Genomic DNA, 23,039 nt, shown 5'->3' with positions numbered 1-23,039 from the left:
GCAGCTTACATAAATAAAGGGAGGAAAGTTTGATGGAATTTTTATATCATTATGGATATATCGCGCTTAAGCTGGCTGTAGGTCTTGTTGCCTTCTTATTTATTTTAAGAACGACGGGGCGGGGCAGTCTTAGTCAGATGACACCAGTTGATTTGGTCAGTAATTTTGTTATGGGAGGTATTATTGGAGGCGTTATTTATAATCAGAATATTAGTAGCATTCAATTATTGCTTGTTTTACTCATCTGGCAAACCTTGATTACATCTTTTAATTTTTTTGCACGCTATTCAGTTTTTTTTCGTCGTCTTATTGCAGGGCGGAATGTTACATTAGTTTTAGATGGGGTTTTCCAAATAGATAAGATTAAGAACTTAGGGATCAATGTTAATAATCTCATTACGATGTTACGTCTTAAAGGGTGTCACTTACATGAAGCCGCTTTTGTTCGTTTGGAAACCAATGGTGATTTCACTGTCATTAAAAAGGAAGAGGGGAAGAAATCGACGATTTTAATAGAAAATGGTGAAGTTATTGATGATGGACTTAAAGAGATTGGTAAAACAAAAAAGTGGCTTCAGGCAGAATTGAAAAAAAAACATGTAAAAGTTGAAAATTTATTTGCAGCAGAGTGGTATGAAAATACAGATCAAAATAATAAATTGTATAGTGGATTATTTCTTGTTCCTTTTTCAAAAACAGTCTAACTTTAAATAATGAGTGGGTATAGCTTATTGGAAGCGTAATGAAGAGATAAATCTATAAACAACCACAGGGGGGTATTTTGCCTTTTTCGTGTGGATGATAGAGAAGTAAGGACTTTATGAAACGCAATGAAATGACAAAAACTGTATCATCAGATACAGGGAGAACTCTGCACACACTTTACAATTTATGGCCCTATATGTGGCCAGTAGGGCGACGTGATCTAAAAATACGTGTGCTATGGGCAATATTTTATCTTGTTTTGGCTAAGCTCGTTCTCATATCTGTACCGTATTTCTTTAAATATTCTACGAATGTGCTTGATTCAAGCTTTCAGCTACCTGAATGGTTCCCATCCAGTTTAATTATTCCCATCATGCTCGTTTTGGCTTATAATGTCGCACGTATTATGCAGGCTGGATTAAATCAATTACGCGATTCCCTTTTTGCCACTGTTGGTCAATATGCTGTTCGTCAATTGGCTTATAAAACCTTTGTACATATGCATGAGTTATCCTTGCGATTTCATTTGGAACGCCGAACTGGTGGGCTTTCTCGTGTGATTGAGCGTGGTACAAAAGGAATTGAAGCGATCGTAAGATTTTCAATTCTGAACACAGTACCGACAGTTCTAGAATTTATATTAACGGCACTTGTATTTTATATAAGTTATGGGTGGCATTATCTTCTCATCGTTGTTGCAACGGTTGGATTATATATCTTGTTTACCATTAAGGCGAGTGATTGGCGCATTCGTATTCGGCAACAAATGAATACAGCAGATACTGAGGCCAATACGCGTGCTGTTGATTCTCTTTTGAATTTTGAAACGGTCAAATATTTTGGCAATGAAACTCTAGAAGCCGATCGATTTGATGCTTCTATGGTAGGTTATGAAAAAGCCGCAACAAAGATTTGGACATCGTTAAGCTGGCTTAATTTTGGTCAGGCTCTTATCTTTGGTATTGGAATGACGATCATGATGCTGATGTCAGCTTATGAAGTTTTTTATAAGACACAAACTTTGGGAGATTTTGTTTTTATTAATGCACTTTTAATGCAACTTTCCATTCCACTGAATTTTATTGGTTCAATTTATCGTGATATTCGACAAGGTTTAACGGATATTGAAGCAATGTTTGATCTTTTAGATGTTCAGAAGGAGATCGTTGATAAATCGGATGCTAAATCTTTAGAGATAAGCGATGGGACCATTCGTTTTCATCAGGTAAAGTTTTCCTATGATTCGACACGTCAGATTCTCAGAGATATTGATTTTGAAGTTCCTGGAGGGAAAACAGTCGCCATTGTCGGTCCATCTGGTGCAGGTAAATCGACTATTTCTCGGTTGCTTTTTCGGTTTTATGATGTTGATGCGGGTTCTATCACAATTGACGGGCAGGATATTCGTGACGTAACACAAAAGAGTTTGCGTGAAGCGATTGGCATGGTCCCACAGGATACAGTGTTATTTAATGATACAATTGCCTATAATATTTGCTATGGGCGTCCAAGTGCTACAGATGAAGAGATGCGCAAAGCTGCTGAAATGGCACAAATATCAAAATTTATTGAAATTTTACCGGAAGGTTTTCAGTCTATGGTAGGAGAGCGAGGTCTCAAATTATCAGGTGGTGAGAAACAACGTGTGGCTATTGCACGGACACTTTTAAAAGCCCCCCCACTTCTTATTCTAGATGAAGCAACATCGGCTCTTGATACGGCGACGGAACAGGAAATTCAACAAGCATTGGATATTGTAAGCCGTGGGCGTACAACATTGATTATTGCTCACCGTCTTTCTACTGTTATCAATGCTGATGAAATTTTGGTTCTTAAAAGTGGTCGTATTATTGAAAATGGGACGCATACAGAGCTTTTACGCAAGAAAGGTTTATATGCTTCAATGTGGAATAAGCAGCTTGAAGCATCGAAAGCTGAAGAAAAATTACGTAAAATACGTGAAGAAGATGAGACGAGTGTTGTTAATCGTAAAAAATAAATAGGGCAAAATGTAATCTATATCTTTATATGGAGTGATTGATTAAATACATAAAAAGATACAAGAGGAACAAAAAGATTTGTTGCTTGTTTAAGTTTACGATGAATAGGAAATTATATGAGTATTCTGCAATCTTTCCATAATAGCTTTGTACCGGTTCATAAAGAAGGTTATCCTTTTATTGTAGCGTTTTTTGTTATTTCGCTCATCCTTGGTTGGATATGGAGTCCGTTGTTTTGGTTTGGTCTCGTTCTCACGGTGTGGTGTATATACTTTTTCCGTGATCCAGATCGTGTGGTCCCTTTGAATTCAAATTGGGTTATGTCGCCTGCAGATGGGCGTATTTCATTTGTGGAATCATGTGTTCCACCTGAAGAATTAGGATTAGGGAAAGATGAAATGATCCGTATTTCCATTTTTATGGATATTTTTTCATGCCATATTAATCGTATTCCTATCAGTGGTACAGTAGAGTCTATCGTTTATCATCCAGGTCGATTTACCAATGCTGAGTTTGATAAAGCTAGCCAGTTTAATGAGCGTAATGGGGTGGTAATTGATAGCAAACATGGTAAAATCGGTATCGTACAAATAGCGGGAATGGTTGCACGCCGGATTGTTTGTTGGTCAAAAGAAAACGATGCCGTTATGACTGGTGAGCGATTTGGATTGATTCGTTTTGGTTCTCGCCTTGATATTTATATACCAACTGAAATGAAATTGCGTGTTGCAGTTGGACAGACAGCAATTGCTGGAGAAACAGTTTTGGGTTCTTTTGATGATAAGAGTGCCACAACGGACTTCAGATACGATTAGGACTCACAATGAAAAATTTTTCGCCATTTTCTTCATTCAATCCTGAGGGGCAGCATGATGATGTTGCAAGTCGGCGGCGTTCACCTACATCAATGCGGTATGTCATTCCCAATATCATTACTATTTTAGCAATTTGTGCAGGGATGAGCAGCATTCGTTTGGCTTTTGAACATCGCTATGAAGCTGCTATTTTAATGGTGCTTTTGGCCGCAGTTTTAGATGGTGCTGATGGTCGCATTGCCCGTTTAATAGATGGTAGTTCATCTTTTGGGGCACAGATGGATTCTCTTGCTGATGTTATAAATTTTGGTGTTACCCCTGCACTTATTGTTTATTCCTTTATCTTGAATCAAGCAAATCACATTGGTTGGGTTGCAGCCCTTGTTTATTGTGTTGCTTGTTGTTTGCGATTAGCACGTTTTAATGTGATGTTGGATAACACCAATATACCTAAGTGGCAGAAAAGTTATTTTGTTGGTGTTCCAGCACCAGCAGGAGCATTACTCCTTTTATTGCCTACCTATTTAGGCGCTCTTGGTTTGGTCCCCAATTGGGGGTGGGCATTATTTTTTAGTCTTTATACTGTAATTATTGCTTTTCTTTTGATTAGTCGTTTACCAGTATGGAATGCAAAAACAATTGATCAAAATTTAAGGCGCGATATCGTTATACCGTGCATGTTGATTATTGTTATTTATGTCGGTTTTCTTGCGACTTACACATGGAAAACTTTATTGATTACAGCTGTTAGCTATATGATTTTTCTCCCCTGTAGTTTTATCGCTTATAATAAACGTGCTACTTTAGAAGAGAAAAAGGCTGATGCTAAAGCTATCCAAGAATCATAAAGTATTTCATTCTTCTGTTGAGAAGTACAGGAAAAAGAGAGAGTTAAACGATGTACTTCTCCGATGATGATCAATCAGGTACATGATAATCTACAAACCGATTTTTATGGACATTAAAGAGTTTTCCAGTTTCCTTTAAATCAGGTGATAGCAAATGTACTATCTTTTTTGCAACCTCTTGTGGTGAAGGGAGAGTTTGTGGATCTTCACCGGGCATAGCTTCAGCGCGCATGGCAGTGCGTGTTGCACCAGGGTTGACACAATTAATCTTAATAGGGGTTTGTTTGAGTTCTTCTGCCCAACAGCGGGCAATCACCTCTAAAGCAGCTTTAGAGGCTGCATAAGCTCCCCAGAAAGGGCGCGTAGTATGCGCAACGCTTGAGGATAACAGAATGGCTCGTCCAGCATCAGATTCACGTAATAAAGGCTCAACAGCTTTCATTAAGCGCCATTGGCTGAAAAGATTTATTTGAAAAACATCTTCAAATACCGTGTTTTCTATATGCGCTATTGGTGAGAGTGTTCCAAGGATTCCTGCGTTTGCAACGATAATATCAAGTTTTTTCCAGCGTTTGGCAATTGAGATAGCAAGAGTATCGATGTTTTCCATATGATGCAAGTCAAGGGGAACAAGGGTTGCATGAGCCCCTTTTTCTTGGATTTGATTATCTAATTCAGTAAGTCCACTGACTGTTCGTGCAAGAGCAATAATATGAGCGCCGCGTGCAGCAAGCTCGAGTGCCAAATAATAGCCAATTCCTCTTGATGCGCCAGTAACAAGTGCAACACGCCCATGGAGATTAAAGTCACATTTTGTCATCATTAATCTCTTGTTTTAAGAACAGATGATTGATGAGTTTTGGAGAGATTTTCTTGATCAACCAGTTGCGTAGGATAATATCCAGTAAAATAATGGTCAGTAAATTGTGGATCGGCGTTATTCCGTTTTTCCCCTGCTACAGCAAGATATAATCCATCCGTTGAAAGAAATTCTAATGAATCCGCTCCAATAAAATCACACATAGATTTTAAATCTGGATATTGATTTGCTAAAAGGCTTTCAACTTTAGGTGTATCAATACCATAAAAGTCGGGATAGAAAATCATAGGGCTAGAAATGCGCATATGAACTTCTTTTGCTCCTGCATCACGGAGCATTCGCACAATTTTAAGGGATGTTGTTCCACGTACAATAGAGTCATCAACAAGAATAACACGTTTTTTTTCAATCACAGGACGGTTTGCAGAATGTTTTAACTTGACACCAAAAGCACGAATTTGTTGTGTTGGTTCGATAAAAGTACGACCAACATAGTGATTACGAATAATACCAAGCTCGAAGGGAATTCCAATTTCTTGTGCATAGCCAATTGCAGCAGGAGTTCCTCCATCAGGAACAGGAACCACAACATCACCCTCACAAGGAGCTTCCTGTGCTAAACGGATTCCCATATTTTTGCGTGTTGCATAGACACTACGACCTCCAACGATTGAGTCCGGACGGGCAAAATAAACATATTCAAACAAGCAAAGTTTTTCTGGTTTTTCATTTTTTTGTTTTATAATTTTTTTAGTAATTTCCCCATTTTTTTGTATTTCACATATGATGATCTCCCCATTTTTAACATCACGGACATACTTTGCTCCAATAATATCAAGAGCACAAGTTTCAGAACAAAAAATAGGCTTACCATCAAGTTCCCCCATGACGAGGGGTCTAATCCCTGTTGGATCGCGTGCAGCAATAAGCTTTGTACGCGTGAGCGCTAACATAGCATACCCACCTTCTACTTGCCGAATTGCATCAACAAAACGATCAGAGGACGATTCATAACGTGAGCGGGCAATAAGATGAAGAAAAACTTCTGAATCTGATGTTGATTGACAGATAGCTCCAGAAGCGATGAGTTCACGGCGTAATGTAAGACCATTGGTAAGATTACCATTATGAGCAATAGCAATGCCTCCAGCTTTCAATTCAGCAAAAAGGGGTTGAACATTGCGTAATGCTACTTCTCCAGTTGTTGAATAACGGGTATGTCCAATAGCGCGATTTCCTGGTAAGCGTGCAAGTGTTGTAGGATTTGTATAGTGATCACCAACAAGACCTAAATGCTTTTCTTGATGAAACATTTTATTATGGTAGGAAACAATACCAGCCGCTTCTTGCCCACGATGCTGAAGTGCGTGGAGTCCAAGAGCTGTTAATGTTGCTGCATCTTCATGCCCAAGAATACCAAAAACGCCACATTCTTCATGAAGGGTATCATCATCTAATGAAAATTCTTGACAGAAAACATCACTCTTTATCATCATATTCTTTCAGTTGTGATACGAAGGAATCATTAATATCACATTCTACATCATTTAGTTCTCTTTCCTCATGAAAAGCTATTCTCTATTTTTTAAAATTATCTTTTCATGAGAGTGTTGCTCATACGTATGTTTATTGCTGTCTTTAAACAAATTTTCCGCCTTTTCGAGAACCGATCCAATATCTTTTGGGAGTATTTCCCAAACTTTTTGTCCTAGTGAATCTAAAATAGGCCTTGTTTTTGCATTTTTTAACCAATTCGCTTGAAGCTCGGGTTTAATCAGTGCATTAATCAGCAATATACCGATGACCATGATAAGTAAACCGCGAAGTGCTCCAAAAATAAAACCAATAGCACGGTCAAGGATACCAATTCGACTATCAATAATAAAATCAGAGATCTTCATTGTAATAATTGAAGTAATAATGAGAACAATAATAAAAATCGTGACCAATGTTGTGATCAATGCAATCATTTTATTAGAGAGATAGTGTTCAAAGAAAGGTAAGACAGGCTTGAATAAAAACAGTGTCGTAATAGCTGCAACTGCCCAAGAAATCAACGATAACACTTCACGTGAAAACCCTCGAAGCATAGCAAGAAAAGCGGACAACAGGATGATTACTACGACAATTCCATCAAGGATTGTTATGATCATTTGTTTGTTCCTTATACATAAAGTTGTGTTCTTCTAAGTCTATGTGCAAATATATTTTTTGTTCTTATAGCAAGGATCTTTTGTATTTTATAGAGTTTTTTCTATATTATCATATCTATGGTGCAGATCATTTTTTACTTACGGTAAGAGTAGCAACGAGTTCGGGAAGGTCGGAGAAAGTTTTTTGTTGAAAATTGAGCGACTTCATCATTTCGGTTGTTGTTATGGGATGAAATGCTCCTTGAAAGCCGAGTTTTTTTGCTTCATTGATGCGCTGTGCTGAATGTGAAACAGCGCGGGTAGCTCCTGAAAGACTGACTTCACCAAAATATACATAATCCGTTGGCAATGCGATATTGGCAAGAGAGGATACCAAAGCAGCGGCTACAGCTAAATCGGCAGCGGGTTCTGATATGCGGTATCCACCCGCTACGTTCAGATAGACATCATGCTGTCCAAAACGAATGCCGCAATGGGCTTCTAAAACGGCAAGAATCATAGAAAGGCGATTTCCATCCCATCCGACAACCGCACGTCTTGGTGTCCCAAGGGAAGAAGGAGCAACAAGCGCTTGAATTTCTACGAGTATCGGGCGTGTCCCTTCCATTCCCGCAAAAACAGCAGCACCTGGTGCTTTTTCATTACGTTCTCCTAAAAACAATTCGGATGGATTTATCACTTCGCGTAATCCTTTATCAGACATTTCAAAGACACCAATTTCATCTGTTGGTCCGAAGCGATTTTTTACAGTTCTAAGAATGCGATAATGATGTCCTCCTTCACCCTCAAAATAGAGAACGCCATCAACCATATGTTCAACAACTCGAGGACCAGCAATTTGCCCATCTTTTGTAACATGACCAACAAGAACAACGGCGGCTCCTGTTTTCTTGGCAAAACGGATCATTGCTTGAGCACCGATACGTACTTGTGTGACAGTGCCGGGTGATGAATCTGCTGTATCTGACCATAGGGTTTGAATTGAATCGATAATCACCATATCAAGGTTTTTATGTTCGCTTAAGGTTGCCAGAATATCTTCAACATTGGTTTCAGCAGCAAGTTTTACCTCTGTATTGTTAGCTTCCAGCCTTTGTGCGCGCAGACAAATTTGCGCAATAGCCTCTTCACCTGAAACATAGATGACATTATATCCTTTGCGTGATAAAGCAGCAGCTGTTTGTGTCAGCAATGTTGATTTACCAATACCTGGGTCACCACCAACAAGGAGTGCCGATCCACGGACAAAGCCCCCACCGGTAACACGATCAAGTTCAGCAATACCAGAATGAATACGTGGAGCATCTTCGATATTTCCAGAAAGAGATGTGAGTGTGACGATGCGTCCTTTACGAGCACTCTGCTTAGGACCACTTCCTATGCCGCCATTTATAGTTTCTTCGATAAGGGAATTCCATTCTCCACAAGCACTACATTTTCCTGCCCAACGAGAATGGATAGTTCCACAATTTTGACAGATAAATTGAATACGATTACGCGCCATGTTGATTTAACCAATTTGCTCTGGAAGATAATTGCTATCGGCCAGATCACTGAATCGTGTGAAATCAGATTGAAAGGCAAGTGGCACGATTCCTGTCGGCCCATGGCGCTGTTTTGCAATAATAACATCAGCTTTTCCAAAAGCTTTGTCCATTATTTCTTGCCATTTTGTATGTTCCAAGCTGCCTAACTTTGGTTCTTCATTTTTGAGATAATATTCTTCGCGATAGACAAACAGAACAATGTCGGCATCTTGCTCAATTGAACCAGATTCACGTAAATCTGAGAGTTGTGGACGTTTATCTGTTCTATTTTCTACTTGACGGGAAAGTTGAGAGAGAGCGATAATAGGAATATTCAATTCTTTCGCTAATGCTTTTAATCCTGTGGTAATTTCTGTGATCTCTTGAACACGATTTTCTGATGAACGCTTTGAACTGCTTGTCATGAGTTGGATATAGTCAATAAACAAGATATCTAAACCATGTTGTCGCTTGAGACGCCGTGCACGAGCAGCCAATTGCGTAATTGATATTCCCCCAGTTTGATCAATATAAAGTGGTGCCTTTTGTAGTTGGTTCACCGCACGAATAATCTTTGAAAATTGTTCATCTGAAATATTACCACGCCGAATATCAGAAGAAGAGACTTCTGTTTGTTCAGAAATAATACGTGTTGCAAGTTGTTCTGAGGACATTTCAAGTGAGAAAAACCCTACAATACCACCTTCATTTTCTTGAATATTGGCATTACGATTATAAGCGTTAGCAATATTAAAGGCAATATTGGTAGCTAGTGAGGTTTTACCCATACCAGGGCGTCCCGCAAGGATAATTAAGTCAGATGCTTGTAATCCTCCCATTTTTTCATCAAGTGTTTTAATATGGGTGGCTATCCCTGATAATTGTGAAGAGCGCTTTTTCGCAGCGCTTGCCATATCGATAGCTTTTTTGATAGCCTCATTAAAATTTTCAAATCCACCTCCATATTTCCCTTTTTCTGCTAGCTCAAATAACTGATTTTCAACAGTTTCAATTTGTTGGGTAGGCGTGAGCTCTACAGGAGCATCAAAGGCTGTATTGACAACTTGAGTTCCAAGGTTAATCAAAGATCGGCGGATAAAAAGATCGTAAATGACGCGTCCATAATCTTCAGCGTTAATAATAGTGACTGCCTCTGTAGCTAAGCGAACAACATATTGGTATACAGTAATATCTCCAATTTTTTCTTCCATTTGGATATAGGGCTTGATTGTAACTGGATCTACACGTTTTCCTGTTTTAATAAGGTGAGATAAAACATGATAAATTTTTTGATGCAATGGTTCAAAAAAATGTTCTGGTTTTAGAAAATCTGAAACGCGGTCAAGAGAATCATTGTTGATAAAGATGGCACCAAGCAATGCCTGTTCAGCTTCAATATTATACGGAAGTTGTCGAAAAGAAGGAGAATCTTCTTTTTTTGAAGAGCTGACATTAACAACGTTAGTTTCTTCCATAATATTTTTCCACTAAAATTCCAAGTCTAGCTACTTTAGGCGATAAATTGAAAATCGTATAATTAAAAGAATAGAGCTACAAACCTTCATTTTAAGTTAAAATTATATAATTTTTCAAAACTCTCTTTTCGTTGCTCATTTATCATTTGTGTATTATTTATGTAACGTCTATCTATTTTATTTTATAATATGTGATTTTAAAGTGGAAGTTTTGGTACTCTAAATTTAAGTATTTTGAAGTTACATGATCTTAAAATTCCAATATCTGTGTAAGTAGAATTACTCTTTTATAACTGAAATTATTTCAGATCATGTGAGGATACAATCAACTTACCGCTCATACAAGCCTTACTCTTAAGGGTAGAACTTTAAATTATTTTTGCTTTATATGCTGGAAACAAAAGATATTTCCTCTTAGAGATATTATCATTCTCGGCATGTAATGCCTTTAAATAATATATTGCTAACTCTTTCATAAAAATTAGCTTCTTTATGTATGATAGCCATATGTATGATAGCCATAAAATACTCAATTTTAAAGTGTGAGTATTTTATGAGCAATATTTAAAATAGAATAAAAATATAAAACAGAAAGAAAAAATAGCAATTAAGCTTCTTGATGAGAACTGTTTATATCGTTGTCATTGATTTCTTCTTCCAATAATTCTTCCTGACTTTCTTCTAATAATTCTTCTTGAATATTATATATTTCTTTAGCAGAAGTGAGGGTTTCACCTTCTGCTTGGCGTTGTGCTTCACTGGTAGAACGCGCAACATTAATAATCACAGAAATTTGAACCTCAGGATGTAAGCTAAGAGTGATAGTGTGAAGACCGATCATTTTTATTGGATGGTTAAGTTCGACTTGATTTCTCCCAATAGAAAAGCCTTCCTCTGTTATAATTTCAGCAATATCACGTGTTGATACAGAACCATAAAGTTGTCCTGTTTCACCAGCAGAACGAACAACAATGAATGATTGTCCATCAAGTTTTTCAGCAATTTTTTGCGCTTCGCTTTTGCGTTCAAGATTACGTGCTTCAAGTTGTGCACGTTGTATCTCAAAATGTTTTTTATTGGATTCATTTGCGCGTAAAGCTTTACCTTGAGGCAAGAGAAAATTACGCGCATAACCATCTTTAACTGAGACAATATCACCCATCTGACCAAGACGAGGAATGCGCTCAAGTAAAATAATATCCATAGTTTTTCCTTTCGAACAAATAAATTTAGTGGAGTTTTTTGCGTGATTGAAAATTATATTGAATAGCAGCCCAAATTCCCATCAAAAGCATCATGAAAACAATAGGTGGAGTAAAAACGATTGTTAAAATAGCAATATAAACAAGAGAAAGTATAATAATCCGACCGTTTACCCCTTTTGTAATATTGTGAAGATATGCTAGACCGCTAATTAATATGATGACAGTGTATGCAGTACTAAAGACACGGGTACTCAAGTTAAGAGAAGCGCTCAACTCAAGCATCGATGCTATGCAAACAATAATGAAAATAACAATTCCAGAAATTGGAAGGCGGAGAGTTTGGCTCCAATCATCACGGGGTCTTTTCAGCCATTTCATATGTTGTGCTGCTATCATGGAAAAGTAAAGGTTACTAATGAGAAAAACCAAACTATAAATAGTCAAAGAAACAGCAGTAAAAGTTGCTGGATGCGTCATTAAAAGCTCACTAAAAGCGCGTATATCGGCTTCTTTTATTGACTGTGATTGTTGCAGAGTTTGTGCTATGTTTTCGGTGATTTTTTTTGCAATGACGGGTGTGGAAGGACGGGTTTGAACATAGAGCCCAATGAAAGTTGCTATAAGAGCGATAAAATTAGTTAAATGAAAAATAACTGATGATAATGGATACCATATCAGTTCGTTTTCTTTTTGCGCTGGTCGTGCAAGCCCAAGAAGCCAAGAAGCATAGACAGCAGGAAGGAAAAATAAGAACATAAAGCCAAGAGCAATGTAGGTATTAGTGGTTATTATAAGAACAACAGTGGCACTTATGAGGGCGATGAGACTGGCTAATGTTCCTTGACCGAACGCAACAATAAAAATTGGCAATGAAAGAAAGCAGCCAAGAAGAAGAGAAAAAAAGGGCGCGATATTTGCAATACTGATGATTGCCATTCCTATTACAACAGCAAATAATCCTGCTAAAACACCGATTAATATCTCATAGGTACGATTTTTTTTCATTTATTGCTGTCCTGCTTTCTGCAGTTAGGGGCGTGTCAATACCCCAACTTTGACATGTAATAGCTTAACATAGGATGCAACAAGCTATTTTTTAAAACCATATTTAAAACCATATAAGAAAAGCAACTGGAGAAACTCTCCAGTTGCTTAGCGTGTGGATCGTTTACTTTATAACGTACGGAAGTAAGCCTAAAAAGCGAGCACGTTTGATAGCATTAGCTAATTCACGCTGTTTTTTCTGACTAACAGCAGTAATCCGTGAAGGAACAATTTTCCCACGTTCGGAAATATAACGTTGTAACAATTTGATGTCTTTATAATCAATTTTTGGAGCATTGGCCCCTGAAAAAGGACATGTTTTACGACGACGATGAAAGGGGCGACGTGCAGAGTTTTGATTAGTATCAGTCATCATTCTACCCCTTCTATAGCATTTTCACGTTGACGACGTGGAAAACGAGGACGTTCTTCATCGTGTCCAATGTGACTATTGCGATCGAGGTGTGAGAGCATAGCAGATTTTTCTTTTTCGTGTTTTTCTACGCGAATGGTCATATAACGCAAAATATCCTCATTGATACGCATCTGACGCTCCACTTCAGCAATTGCTGAAGCTGGTGCATCAATATTGACCAAGGTATAATAAGCTTTACGGTTTTTACGAATACGGTAAGCAAGAGGACGAAGTCCCCAATTTTCTATACGCCCAACTTTTCCACCATGTGCTTCAATGACACCTTTGTAGAGACTCAAAAGTTCATCAACTTGCTGCGGTGTAATGTCCTGTCGGGCAAGGAACATATGTTCATAAAGAGCCATTGTTTTGCCTTTCTTCAATTAAATCTTACCGGTTTTAGCGCAAAGCCTCTGCGACTTGTCTTTTTTGGAAATCCAAAGAAGAAAGGACGCGTTTACGATTCGAGACATCCGAGAGCGGAGACACGGGAGGCCGGAAACATGGCATTTCCTACTGATATTTTACAGCCCTCCGTTCAACCTCCAGCTAAAGTGCCGGCAACGAATATTTCATATCTACAGGTTATCTTTTAAAATAGCAAGTTTATACACATAAAAAAATTGATTTGCTAAATCTTGATATATTTCCCTCTTCTACAAAAAGATAGTACTGTAACATAAAGGAGAGAAAAATGGACCTTTTAAACCAGATTGATGTTACACTCTTTGAAATGTTTGTCGGCAATCATCAAGCTTGGTCGATTGTAGTTTTGTTTAGTATTTTTTGTGCAAAGTTTTTAATTTATATTATTCCTCTCCATCTTTGTGCATTGTGGTTTTGTGGTGGGGAGAGGGAACGATGTGTCGTACTAAGCATTTGCATGAGTATTTGTGCGGCTCTTTTCGTAGGTTATCTCATTTCTCTTTTTTATTTCCATCCTCGCCCATTCGTGGTAGGGTTGGCGACACCGCTTATTCAACATCGTGCAACAGCTTCTTTTCCTAGTAATCATGCCTTGACCATTGCATCTTATGCAGCTAACTTTTATTTTTACCGATACAAAGTTGCTTTTAAATTTGCCACGGTGTTTTTGTGCTTGATTTGTTGGGCGCGCATCTTTGTGGGTGTACATTATCCCTTTGATATTTTAGCAGGTGCAATTTTAGGAAGTTTCATAAGTTTGGGTGTTATTCAGTTTATAGCCCCCTACTTTCCTAAGTTTTTATATCAAATTCCGCCTTTAAAATATAATTTTAAGAGTGGTATTCGTTTTAAATAAAGGGCTTTATCTTGATTTGTGCGGATGAATAAGGTCAAAAGAAAATAATTTAATTGTACAATTTTAGGAGTTGATAAATGGGTGCAGCTTTTATTTTTCCAGGGCAGGGAAGTCAACTTGTTGGTATGGGGAAGGCGCTTACAGAGCAATTTATTGCCGCACGGATGGTTTTCGAGGAAGTTGATGATGCTTTGGGTGAGAAATTATCAAAGATCATTTTTGAAGGACCAGCAGATGTTTTAACGTTAACAGCAAATGCACAACCGGCATTAATGGCTGTATCCATGGCCGTCATTCGTGTGATGAAACAATTAGGGCTTCGTATAGAAGAAAAGGTAAAGTTTGTTGCTGGTCATTCTTTAGGCGAATATTCGGCTCTTTGTGCTGCTGGTACATTTACTCTCACAGATACGGCAAGACTTTTGCGTATTCGTGGCAATGCTATGCAGGCTGCTGTCGCGGTTGGTGAAGGTTCTATGGCAGCACTGATTGGTTTGGAAGAGCACATTGTGGAAGAAATTTGCGAAACTGTTTCTGGAGAAGGACTATGTCAGATTGCTAATGATAATGGCGGTGGGCAAATTGTTATTTCAGGTAAAGCAAAAGCAGTTGAGACAGCGGTAGAGATTGCATCAACAAAAGGTGCAAAACGTGCACTTCTTCTTCCAGTTTCTGCCCCTTTTCATTCATCTTTAATGCAACCTGCTGCTGATGCCATGAAGAAAGCACTTTTGACTGTTAACAAAATGCCCCCTATTGTTCCTTTGATTGCTAATGTTTCTGTTGCACCTGAGAGCAATCCAGAGCGTATTACTACTCTTCTTGTTGAACAAGTGACTGGGAGAGTGCGATGGCGTGAAACAATAGAATGGATCGCTGCTAATGGGGTTGATACGCTTTTCGAAGTTGGTTCTGGAAAAGTATTAACAGGTCTAACGCGTCGTATTAACAAAGATATAAAGGGGGTAACAATTGGAACAGTTGATGAAATAGAATCAGCGCTAGGCATGCTTGGCGTTTAATCTATAAGGAGTTAAAAAAATGTTTAGATTAACAGGACGTAAAGCTCTTGTAACGGGGGCTTCGGGAGGAATTGGTGAGGCAATTGCACGCTGCTTTCATGCACAAGGAGCCATTGTTGGACTTCATGGAACACGTGAAGAAAAGCTTAGAGAAGTGGCGGCAGAATTAGGGCAGAATGTTTTTGTATTTCCCGCTAATCTTTCTGAACGCCAATCGATTAAACAATTGGCTGAAGTTGCAGAAAGAGAAATGGATGGTGTCGATATTTTGGTTAACAATGCGGGAATCACTAGGGATGGTCTTTTTGTGCGTATGCAAGACAAAGACTGGGATGATGTTTTAGAAGTTAATCTAACAGCAGCTTCTCTTTTGACGCGTGAATTAATACATTCTATGATGCGCCGCCGTTATGGAAGGATTATTAACATTACATCTGTTGTTGGTGTTGTGGGAAATCCTGGACAAACGAATTATTGTGCTGCAAAAGCAGGCTTGATAGGTTTTTCTAAAGCATTGGCACAAGAAATTGCTTCGCGAAACATCACTGTCAATTGTATTGCTCCAGGATTTATTAAATCTGCAATGACAGACAAGCTTAATGAAAAGCAAAAAGAGGCCATTATGGCTGCGATTCCAATGAAGCGTATGGGAAGTGGGCAAGAAATAGCCGCTGCTGCTATTTATTTAGCAAGCGATGAAGCAGCCTATACGACAGGTCAAACACTCCATATCAATGGTGGAATGGCAATGATTTGAGTATTTATTTTATTCCACATTGATTTATGAGTTGTATTATTTTAGATAGTAACGATTGAAATAGAAAGATGCATCTATTTCTTTAACATGACCGTTGATCAATTGATGTCGCAATGTCAGATTGGTTCATTTTGTAGGGGATATCCACAGGATGTTTTAAATCATTGCTAAAATCTTTTAAAGTAATGCATCTATTGCTTGATTAGATGAGCCGATATAGTTAACCAAATTATAGGAAAATATAAATTCGAGGATTTCAACATGAGTGATACAGTAGAGCGCGTTAAGAAAATTATTGTGGAACATCTTGGGGTTAATGCTGATAAAGTTGTAGAAAATGCAAGCTTTATCGATGATCTAGGAGCTGATAGCCTTGATACGGTTGAACTCGTTATGGCTTTTGAAGAAGAGTTTGGGGTAGAAATTCCAGATGAAGCTGCTGAAACGATTTTCACAGTTGGTGATGCAGTCAAGTTCATTGATAAAGCTTCTGCATGATTACTAAAGGGCAAAGGCATAAATTGCTTTTGCCTATATTCTTCGGAGCTCTTTTGAAAAGAGAGCTTTGAGAGGTGAAGTTTAGTTCAAGGTTAGAAGTTATGAGACGTGTTGTTGTTACTGGTTTAGGATTAGTATCTCCATTAGCTGGTAATATTGAATATAGTTGGAAACGACTTCTTGAAGGAAGAAGTGGTGTCCGACGTATCACTGAGTTTGATGTGTCAGATTTGCCATGCCAGATTGCTGCGCGTATCCCCGTAGGGGATGGAACAGAGGGGACCTATAATGCTGATTTGTATATGGAACCTAAAGAGCAACGTAAAGTTGATGCATTTATTGTTTATGCAATGGCTGCTGCTAACCAAGCGCTTGCAGATGCCGAATGGTTTCCTAAGAGTGATGAAGATCAGATTTGTACAGGTGTGTTAATTGGTTCGGGAATTGGGGGAGTTGAGGGCATTGTTGAAGCTGGTTATACGCTTCGTGATAAGGGACCTCGTCGGGTTTCTCCTTTTTTTATTCCAGGTCGTTTGATTAATCTTGCTTCTGGTTATGTGTCTATTCAATATGGTTTACGGGGGCCTAATCATTCTGTTGTAACGGCTTGTTCGACAGGGGCGCATGCGATTGGTGATGCAGCACGTTTGATTATGTTTGGTGATGCAGATGTCATGGTGGCAGGGGGGACCGAGTCTCCGATAAATCGGATATCTCTTGCAGGTTTTGCAGCTTGTAGAGCTCTTTCTACTTGTCGCAATGATGATCCTGAACGGGCATCTCGTCCTTATGATGCTGATCGTGATGGTTTTGTGATGGGGGAAGGAGCAGCAATTGTTGTTTTAGAAGAGCTGGAACACGCCAAAAAACGAGGAGCGCGTATTTATGCTGAGGTTATTGGCTATGGTTTATCTGGTGACGCTTACCACATTACAGCGCCTTCAGAAAGTGGTGAAGGGGCTCAGCGTAGTATGATGGCTGCTCTTAAGCGTGCACAAGTGAATGTGAGTGAACTTGATTATATTAATGCTCACGGTACATCAACGATGGCTGATTCCATAGAGCTATCAGCTGTTGAGCGTGTTTTAGGGAATTATGCACCACAAGTATCCATGTCATCAACGAAATCATCTATCGGGCATTTACTTGGTGCCGCCGGTGCTGCTGAGGCTATTTTTTCTGTTCTAGCTATACGGGATAATATAGCTCCAGCGACACTTAATCTTGACAATCCATCGATTGAAACGAAAATCGATCTTGTACCACACAAACCGCGTGAACGAAAGATTGATACGATTCTTTCTAATTCTTTCGGATTTGGCGGGACAAATGCATCGTTGGTGATGCGACGTTTTAGGGGATAATAAGTATTTTTATTTAATTTCTGCTTTTGAGTTTTCTACTTTGTTATAAGGTGAATGAGAAATTATAATATTGTCCTTAATCGCTATTGAGGGGTTATGTCCGATGTGAAAAAAGGAAAATCATTAAAGGACGTAAGTGATTCCTCTTCGAATCATTTAGCAGATAGTTATGACATGTTAGTACATAAAAAACGAAAGAAATCATCTATCGTCCGTAATCCGTTGGTTATTCTCGGTCATTTTTTTCTTATGCTGATTGTGGTTATTCTTTTCGCCATAAGTATTCCTCTTTATATTGGAAAAAGTATTTTTGAAGAAAAGGGAAAAATTGAGGAAGAACAAATTGTTCTTATCCATCCTGGCACGGGAATTCGTGAAATTGCTTCATTGCTAGAAAAACGTGGTTTCATTCGATCATCAGATATTTTTGTTTATGGGGTTGGTTATCATCAAAAAACAACGCATCTGAAGGCTGGTGAATATTTAATTCCGGCTCATTCCTCGATGCAGGATATTATGGATATTCTTGTGAAAGGAAAATCTATTGAGTATACATTTACAGTACCTGAAGGTTTAACGGTTCAGCAAGTTTTCGATCGATTAGCTGCGAATGAAATTTTGATTGGAGACCTTCCAAAAATTTTGCCTCCAGAGGGCTGTTTAATGACGGATACTGTTCGTTTTATTCGGGGGACAACGCGTAAAGAGATTGTAAACAGGTTGCGTGAAGGGCAGACAAAATTAATTCATGCTATATGGGCTACACGTTCACCTGATTTACCCATTAAATCAATTGATGAATTTGTTATACTAGCCTCAATTGTTGAGAAAGAAACGGGAATTGCAGCAGAAAGACCAATGGTTGCTGCGGTATTTTATAACCGCCTTACAAAGCATATGCGTCTTCAATCGGATCCAACAGTCATTTATGGTCTCTTTGGAGGAAAAGGAAAACCATCAGGTCGTGCAATTTATCGTTCAGATCTTGAGAAGGAAACACCATATAATACTTATAAAATTAATGGTTTGCCTCCAACAGCTATTGCAAATCCAGGTCGAGATTCTTTGAAAGCGGTGGCACATCCACCAAGCAGTGATGCACTTTATTTTGTTGCGGATGGTTCAGGAGGACATGTTTTTTCTCGAACTTTAGAGGAACATAATATGAATGTTCGCAAGTGGCGAGAATTAAAGGCGAGACATTGAATTTATAATGATAACACATCTTTTTGCATCGTAAATGAGAATGCAAAATATCGTAAAAATTTTCTCTTTAAACTTTTTATGAGAATGATAAAAATCATTTTCTTGTCTGTCACAAGTGGGATTAGCGTATGGATAAAAATATTTAAGAAAGCAGTGAATACACTGCTAATAACTTATCTCAAAAAAGAGCAGAATAACATTGAGAACTGCTAAGAAAACACATTGATTAGGGGAAAGGTTGAGATAATGTATAATTCAAATTTTGGAGAAACATTTATGAACAAAGTAGAGTGATGTAATGACAGTCTTTGAAAGTAAATTGAGTGCTATAAAAATAAATCAACGCCGCGGTTTTTTATTTATTCTCTCTTCACCTTCAGGTGCTGGTAAATCAACAATTTCTCGATTACTTCTAAAAGATGGACAATTAGAGCTTTCCGTAAGTATGACCACAAGGAAAAGGCGTCCTAGTGAAGTAGATGGACTGCATTATCACTTTATTTCAAAGGAAGAGTTTGAATATAAGCGTGATAGAGATGAATTTATTGAATGGGCAGAAGTTCACGGAAATTATTATGGCACTTTACATGAAACTGTTGAAAAAGCATTGAGTGCTGGCCGTGATATGTTATTTGATATTGATTATCAAGGTACCGAGCAGCTGCAAAAAAAGATGCTAGGAGACACTGTATCTGTTTTTATTCTTCCACCATCAATGAAAGAGCTTGTTTCGCGTTTACATCGTCGAGCAGAAGATAGTCAAGATATTATCAATTTACGATTGGAAAATGCACGAACGGAGTTAACGCATTGGCGTTCTTATGATTATGTTGTGATTAACGAAGATTTAGATCAGTCTTTATCTTTTATTAAATCAATTTATTTAGCTGAAACCGTAAAACGCAAGCGCTGTTCTTATCTTGACTCTTTTGTTGATGGGCTTATTGCTGAAAAGATCGATAAATGTCTTGATTAAAAAAGGTTGCATAACAAAAAGTGCAGTTTTTTAGAGCACTAGATGCGCTAAAGTTACAAATTCTGAAACCGATAGCGTTTCAGCACGGCGTGTTCCATCAATTCCAGCTTTTTCTAACAGCACTTCACCTCCAAGTGTTTTGAGATTTTGACGAAGCATTTTTCGTCTTTGTCCAAAGGCGGTTTTTGTGACGAGGCTTAGTTTTTGTGCAGAGCAGGCAAGAGGTTGTATTCGCGGAATAATATGAACAACGGAAGAAGTTACTTTAGGTATTGGTATGAAGGCTTGAGGGGGCACATCAAAAGCAATTTTAGCAGTGGTACGCCAGCCAGTTAAGACACTAAGACGTCCATAATGAGTAGATTGAGGTTTAGCTGTAATCCGTTTGGCAACTTCACGTTGAAACATCAATGTCATTGATTCATAAAAAGGAGGCCATGGTTCAGTCAAAAGCCAATTTAATAAGAGTTGTGTCCCAATATTATAGGGAAGATTTGCAATAATGCGAGGTTTTTCTGGGCTTGTTTCAAAGAGTTTTGAGAAGTCTTGCTTCAGTGCATCATTACAAATAATTTTTAATTTTTTAGGATAGTGTTTTTCTATTTCTAAGAGAGCTGGTATGCAGCGTTCATCGCGTTCTATTGCTGTTACAATGGCGCCCTTTGCTAGCAAGGCACGTGTGAGACCTCCAGGACCAGGACCAATTTCAAGAACAGGTTTTCCTTCTATATTACCTGCGTGATGAGCAATTTTAGATGTTAAATTAAGATCAAAAAGAAAATTTTGCCCCAAAGATTTATGCGCTTGTAATCCATATATATCAATGACCTCACGTAGAGGAGGGAGATTATCTATTGGCATGGTATTAAACTATTTTCGGCAAGTTGATTTGCAAGTTTAAGAGCAGCAATAAAGCTTTCGGGAGAGGCTATCCCTTTATCAGCAATGTCAAAAGCAGTTCCGTGATCTGGAGACGTGCGAATAAAAGGGAGACCTAACGTGACATTAACAGTACTATCAAAGTCTAATGTTTTAACAGGGATAAGGGCTTGATCATGATACATACAAATGGCAACGTCATATGCCTTTCTTGCGCATTCATGGAACATTGTGTCGGCAGGCAGCGGTCCTGCAATATTGAGTCCTTTCTTTTTAAGATATTCAATAGCAGGAGTGATAACTTCAATATCTTCTTTTCCCATTGCACCTCCTTCTCCAGCATGAGGATTAAGACCAGCAACAGCTAGTCGGGGTGACGTTATTTTAAACCGTGTTTTTAAGTCACATTCAGTAATAAGTACCGTTTGAATAATTAAATCACGGGTAAGCTGTGAAGGAACATTTTTAAATGGAATATGAACAGTTATTGGTACTGTTTTTAATCGAGGTCCTGCTAACATCATAACTGGATGGTAACATTTATGAAAAGCTTTATGGGCTAAATCGGCTAAAAATTCTGTATGACCTGGAAATTGAAAACCGGCATCATAAAGATTCTTTTTTGCAATAGGACAAGTGATAAGTGCACATGCATGGCCATTTTGAATCAATTGAACACAGCGTTGAATTGCTTCAATGATTCCAGCGGCATTATTCGATGAAGGTATACCTAATTGGTCACTTTGTTTGTTTTTTAACGGTATGATAGGAAGAGCATTTTGAAAATTTTTTGCGGAATTATTGATTAAAACAGATTGCACCTCAACATCAATCTGTAAAAAACGAGCGCGCGAACGAATAACATCTGGATCAGCAAGAAGCACAAAAGGTGGAACTTGGCGCGTAACACGCAAATTCCACGCTTTTAGTACTATTTCAGGACCAATTCCAGCAGGATCACCACCGCTAACAATAAGAGCAGCCATTATGAATTTTGAATGCGTGCCACTCGCCGCAGTTCTCCTAAATATTTGTCGCTTAATTCTTCAAGTTTTTGCGGGCTTCTTTTTTTACTATCTTGAAGAGAAAATATCAGTCGAGCGACATAATCATCAGAAACTCTTTTTATTTTGCAGACAGCAATTGCTTCGATTCCATCAGATGTTTCTTGTAATTTTGTCATTTTTCCAGCAGGCGTTGCAAGAATAGCTTGTTCCCATGCATTGGGAAGTTGGGGCTCCAGAAACTTTCCTAAGTGGCGGATAGTAACGTCTAAAATACCTCTTGCTTGATTGTGAGCATTGGCACATCCACGGAAATGTGCGCGAAAATTGCTTGCTTCTCTTTGACGTCTTTCAAAAATTTCTGAACGACGATGTGCAGGAATGACAAAAACAATTCGCTGTAATGTATATTCATTGGTTGAAGGTTTTACACCACCATTTTTTAATATCCTGCGTACAGCTTCTTGTTCACTAATCATACCTGTTTCAGCTTGATAGCGTGCACTAACAAGACGCCCCCATCCTATTTGTCCACGGATGTAATCTTTAAAGTGTTGCACAGTGATCTCAGTTTGGATCAAAATCTGGTTGAGCTGATCAATCGTCATATTATTTTGTGTCGCAAAATTCTCAAAAGCTCTATCAACTTCATCATTACTTACTTCAATATTACGACGTTTTATTTCAATATTTTTTAGCGTTTCATCGATAAGCTCTTTTTTAGCCTGGGCCACCAAATTGCCTTGCCTTTGTTGTAATCTGAGAAAAGCTAGGCGCCTTTGTATATCATAATTTGTGATGGGGTTGCCATTAACTGTAACAACAATAGAAGTCTGCGCAAAGACCGTTGGAATCAAAAATTCATTTATTAGCAGGCTACTTATGCTCAAAGACGCAATATAAAATAAAGCAAGAACACGCTTTTTCAATTTATTCATGTGAATAGGCTTTCGCATTGTTTATCAATTCTTATCAGTTACTCAAAATATACGTTTTTTTTCATAAAAACAATGATAAGTTAAATGACTGATACATTCTCTTTATA

General features: G+C 38.2%; 23 protein-coding genes. 11 read left to right on the top strand and 12 right to left on the bottom strand.

What is annotated here, in order from left to right:
• The first annotated feature begins 32 nt into the window (after positions 1 to 32).
• From ACFIKO_RS01370 to pssA, 4 genes are all read left to right on the top strand, one after another.
• Positions 33 to 704: a DUF421 domain-containing protein gene (locus tag ACFIKO_RS01370; RefSeq protein WP_375619406.1), complete on the top strand. Its 672-nt coding sequence runs from the start codon at positions 33 to 35 to the stop codon at positions 702 to 704.
• Between the two features lie 116 nt (positions 705 to 820).
• Positions 821 to 2,704 carry an ABCB family ABC transporter ATP-binding protein/permease gene (locus ACFIKO_RS01365; protein ID WP_375673097.1) on the top strand — a complete coding sequence of 628 codons (1,884 nt, stop codon included), beginning with the start codon at positions 821 to 823 and terminating at the stop codon, positions 2,702 to 2,704.
• 117 nt (positions 2,705 to 2,821) lie between these two features.
• Positions 2,822 to 3,520, top strand: coding sequence for a phosphatidylserine decarboxylase (locus tag ACFIKO_RS01360; RefSeq protein ID WP_012754948.1), 699 nt, complete (start codon positions 2,822 to 2,824; stop codon positions 3,518 to 3,520).
• Between the two features lie 8 nt (positions 3,521 to 3,528).
• The gene (pssA, locus tag ACFIKO_RS01355; protein ID WP_375673096.1) at positions 3,529 to 4,368 is read left to right on the top strand and encodes a CDP-diacylglycerol--serine O-phosphatidyltransferase; all 840 of its coding nucleotides are present in this window, start codon (positions 3,529 to 3,531) and stop codon (positions 4,366 to 4,368) included.
• 70 nt (positions 4,369 to 4,438) lie between these two features.
• On the opposite strand, the gene ACFIKO_RS01350 is transcribed toward pssA, so the two are convergent.
• From ACFIKO_RS01350 to rpsF, 9 genes are all read right to left on the bottom strand, one after another.
• On the bottom strand, positions 4,439 to 5,188 hold the full coding sequence (locus ACFIKO_RS01350) for an SDR family NAD(P)-dependent oxidoreductase (RefSeq protein ID WP_375673157.1): 750 nt from the start codon (positions 5,186 to 5,188) through the stop codon (positions 4,439 to 4,441).
• 2 nt (positions 5,189 to 5,190) lie between these two features.
• A complete protein-coding gene (purF, locus tag ACFIKO_RS01345) occupies positions 5,191 to 6,684 on the bottom strand; it encodes an amidophosphoribosyltransferase (protein WP_375673095.1) in 1,494 nt (497 codons plus the stop codon).
• 75 nt (positions 6,685 to 6,759) lie between these two features.
• Positions 6,760 to 7,341, bottom strand: a complete 582-nt coding sequence (locus ACFIKO_RS01340; protein WP_375619410.1) for a CvpA family protein — start codon at positions 7,339 to 7,341, stop codon at positions 6,760 to 6,762.
• Between the two features lie 127 nt (positions 7,342 to 7,468).
• Positions 7,469 to 8,845: a DNA repair protein RadA gene (gene radA, locus ACFIKO_RS01335; protein ID WP_375673094.1), complete on the bottom strand. Its 1,377-nt coding sequence runs from the start codon at positions 8,843 to 8,845 to the stop codon at positions 7,469 to 7,471.
• Positions 8,846 to 8,851: 6 nt separating this feature from the next.
• Positions 8,852 to 10,342: a replicative DNA helicase gene (locus ACFIKO_RS01330; RefSeq protein ID WP_375619412.1), complete on the bottom strand. Its 1,491-nt coding sequence runs from the start codon at positions 10,340 to 10,342 to the stop codon at positions 8,852 to 8,854.
• A 607-nt stretch (positions 10,343 to 10,949) separates the two neighbouring features.
• Positions 10,950 to 11,546: a 50S ribosomal protein L9 gene (gene rplI / locus ACFIKO_RS01325; protein ID WP_375673093.1), complete on the bottom strand. Its 597-nt coding sequence runs from the start codon at positions 11,544 to 11,546 to the stop codon at positions 10,950 to 10,952.
• 25 nt (positions 11,547 to 11,571) lie between these two features.
• Positions 11,572 to 12,552, bottom strand: coding sequence for a hypothetical protein (locus ACFIKO_RS01320; RefSeq protein WP_375673092.1), 981 nt, complete (start codon positions 12,550 to 12,552; stop codon positions 11,572 to 11,574).
• A 163-nt stretch (positions 12,553 to 12,715) separates the two neighbouring features.
• Positions 12,716 to 12,964: a 30S ribosomal protein S18 gene (gene rpsR / locus ACFIKO_RS01315; protein ID WP_005773744.1), complete on the bottom strand. Its 249-nt coding sequence runs from the start codon at positions 12,962 to 12,964 to the stop codon at positions 12,716 to 12,718.
• Entirely contained in the window at positions 12,964 to 13,371 is a 408-nt protein-coding gene (gene rpsF, locus ACFIKO_RS01310; protein WP_273788489.1) for a 30S ribosomal protein S6, read from the bottom strand. Before rpsF ends, rpsR begins: the two co-directional genes overlap by 1 nt.
• Positions 13,372 to 13,700: 329 nt before the next feature.
• Here rpsF and ACFIKO_RS01305 point away from each other — a divergent pair, with 329 nt between their 5' ends.
• From ACFIKO_RS01305 to gmk, 7 genes are all read left to right on the top strand, one after another.
• A complete protein-coding gene (locus tag ACFIKO_RS01305) occupies positions 13,701 to 14,288 on the top strand; it encodes an undecaprenyl-diphosphatase (RefSeq protein ID WP_375673091.1) in 588 nt (195 codons plus the stop codon).
• 77 nt (positions 14,289 to 14,365) lie between these two features.
• On the top strand, positions 14,366 to 15,310 hold the full coding sequence (gene fabD, locus ACFIKO_RS01300) for an ACP S-malonyltransferase (protein ID WP_375619415.1): 945 nt from the start codon (positions 14,366 to 14,368) through the stop codon (positions 15,308 to 15,310).
• A 19-nt stretch (positions 15,311 to 15,329) separates the two neighbouring features.
• Positions 15,330 to 16,067 carry a 3-oxoacyl-[acyl-carrier-protein] reductase gene (gene fabG, locus ACFIKO_RS01295; protein ID WP_012754961.1) on the top strand — a complete coding sequence of 246 codons (738 nt, stop codon included), beginning with the start codon at positions 15,330 to 15,332 and terminating at the stop codon, positions 16,065 to 16,067.
• Positions 16,068 to 16,328: 261 nt separating this feature from the next.
• Positions 16,329 to 16,565, top strand: a complete 237-nt coding sequence (locus tag ACFIKO_RS01290; protein WP_004860281.1) for an acyl carrier protein — start codon at positions 16,329 to 16,331, stop codon at positions 16,563 to 16,565.
• Between the two features lie 101 nt (positions 16,566 to 16,666).
• Positions 16,667 to 17,929, top strand: a complete 1,263-nt coding sequence (gene fabF, locus ACFIKO_RS01285) for a beta-ketoacyl-ACP synthase II (protein ID WP_375619416.1) — start codon at positions 16,667 to 16,669, stop codon at positions 17,927 to 17,929.
• Positions 17,930 to 18,025: 96 nt separating this feature from the next.
• On the top strand, positions 18,026 to 19,135 hold the full coding sequence (gene mltG / locus ACFIKO_RS01280; RefSeq protein ID WP_375619417.1) for an endolytic transglycosylase MltG: 1,110 nt from the start codon (positions 18,026 to 18,028) through the stop codon (positions 19,133 to 19,135).
• 298 nt (positions 19,136 to 19,433) lie between these two features.
• Complete coding sequence (gene gmk / locus ACFIKO_RS01275) at positions 19,434 to 20,111, top strand: guanylate kinase (protein ID WP_375619418.1); 678 nt, start codon at positions 19,434 to 19,436, stop codon at positions 20,109 to 20,111.
• 30 nt (positions 20,112 to 20,141) lie between these two features.
• On the opposite strand, the gene rsmA is transcribed toward gmk, so the two are convergent.
• From rsmA to ACFIKO_RS01260, 3 genes are read right to left on the bottom strand one after another with little or no spacing between them, the layout of a single operon-like run.
• Entirely contained in the window at positions 20,142 to 20,972 is an 831-nt protein-coding gene (gene rsmA, locus ACFIKO_RS01270) for a 16S rRNA (adenine(1518)-N(6)/adenine(1519)-N(6))-dimethyltransferase RsmA (protein WP_273788483.1), read from the bottom strand.
• Complete coding sequence (pdxA, locus tag ACFIKO_RS01265; RefSeq protein ID WP_375619419.1) at positions 20,963 to 21,976, bottom strand: 4-hydroxythreonine-4-phosphate dehydrogenase PdxA; 1,014 nt, start codon at positions 21,974 to 21,976, stop codon at positions 20,963 to 20,965. The genes rsmA and pdxA overlap by 10 nt, the downstream gene beginning before the upstream one ends.
• Positions 21,976 to 22,932, bottom strand: a complete 957-nt coding sequence (locus ACFIKO_RS01260; RefSeq protein WP_375619420.1) for a SurA N-terminal domain-containing protein — start codon at positions 22,930 to 22,932, stop codon at positions 21,976 to 21,978. Before ACFIKO_RS01260 ends, pdxA begins: the two co-directional genes overlap by 1 nt.
• Between the last annotated feature and the right edge of the window lie 107 nt (positions 22,933 to 23,039).

The organism is Bartonella sp. TS82HLJMH (assembly GCF_042193495.1).
GTDB lineage: Bacteria > Pseudomonadota > Alphaproteobacteria > Rhizobiales > Rhizobiaceae > Bartonella > Bartonella grahamii.
Note: the sequence above shows the minus strand (reverse complement) of the source record. Positions and strands in the feature narration are given on the sequence as shown.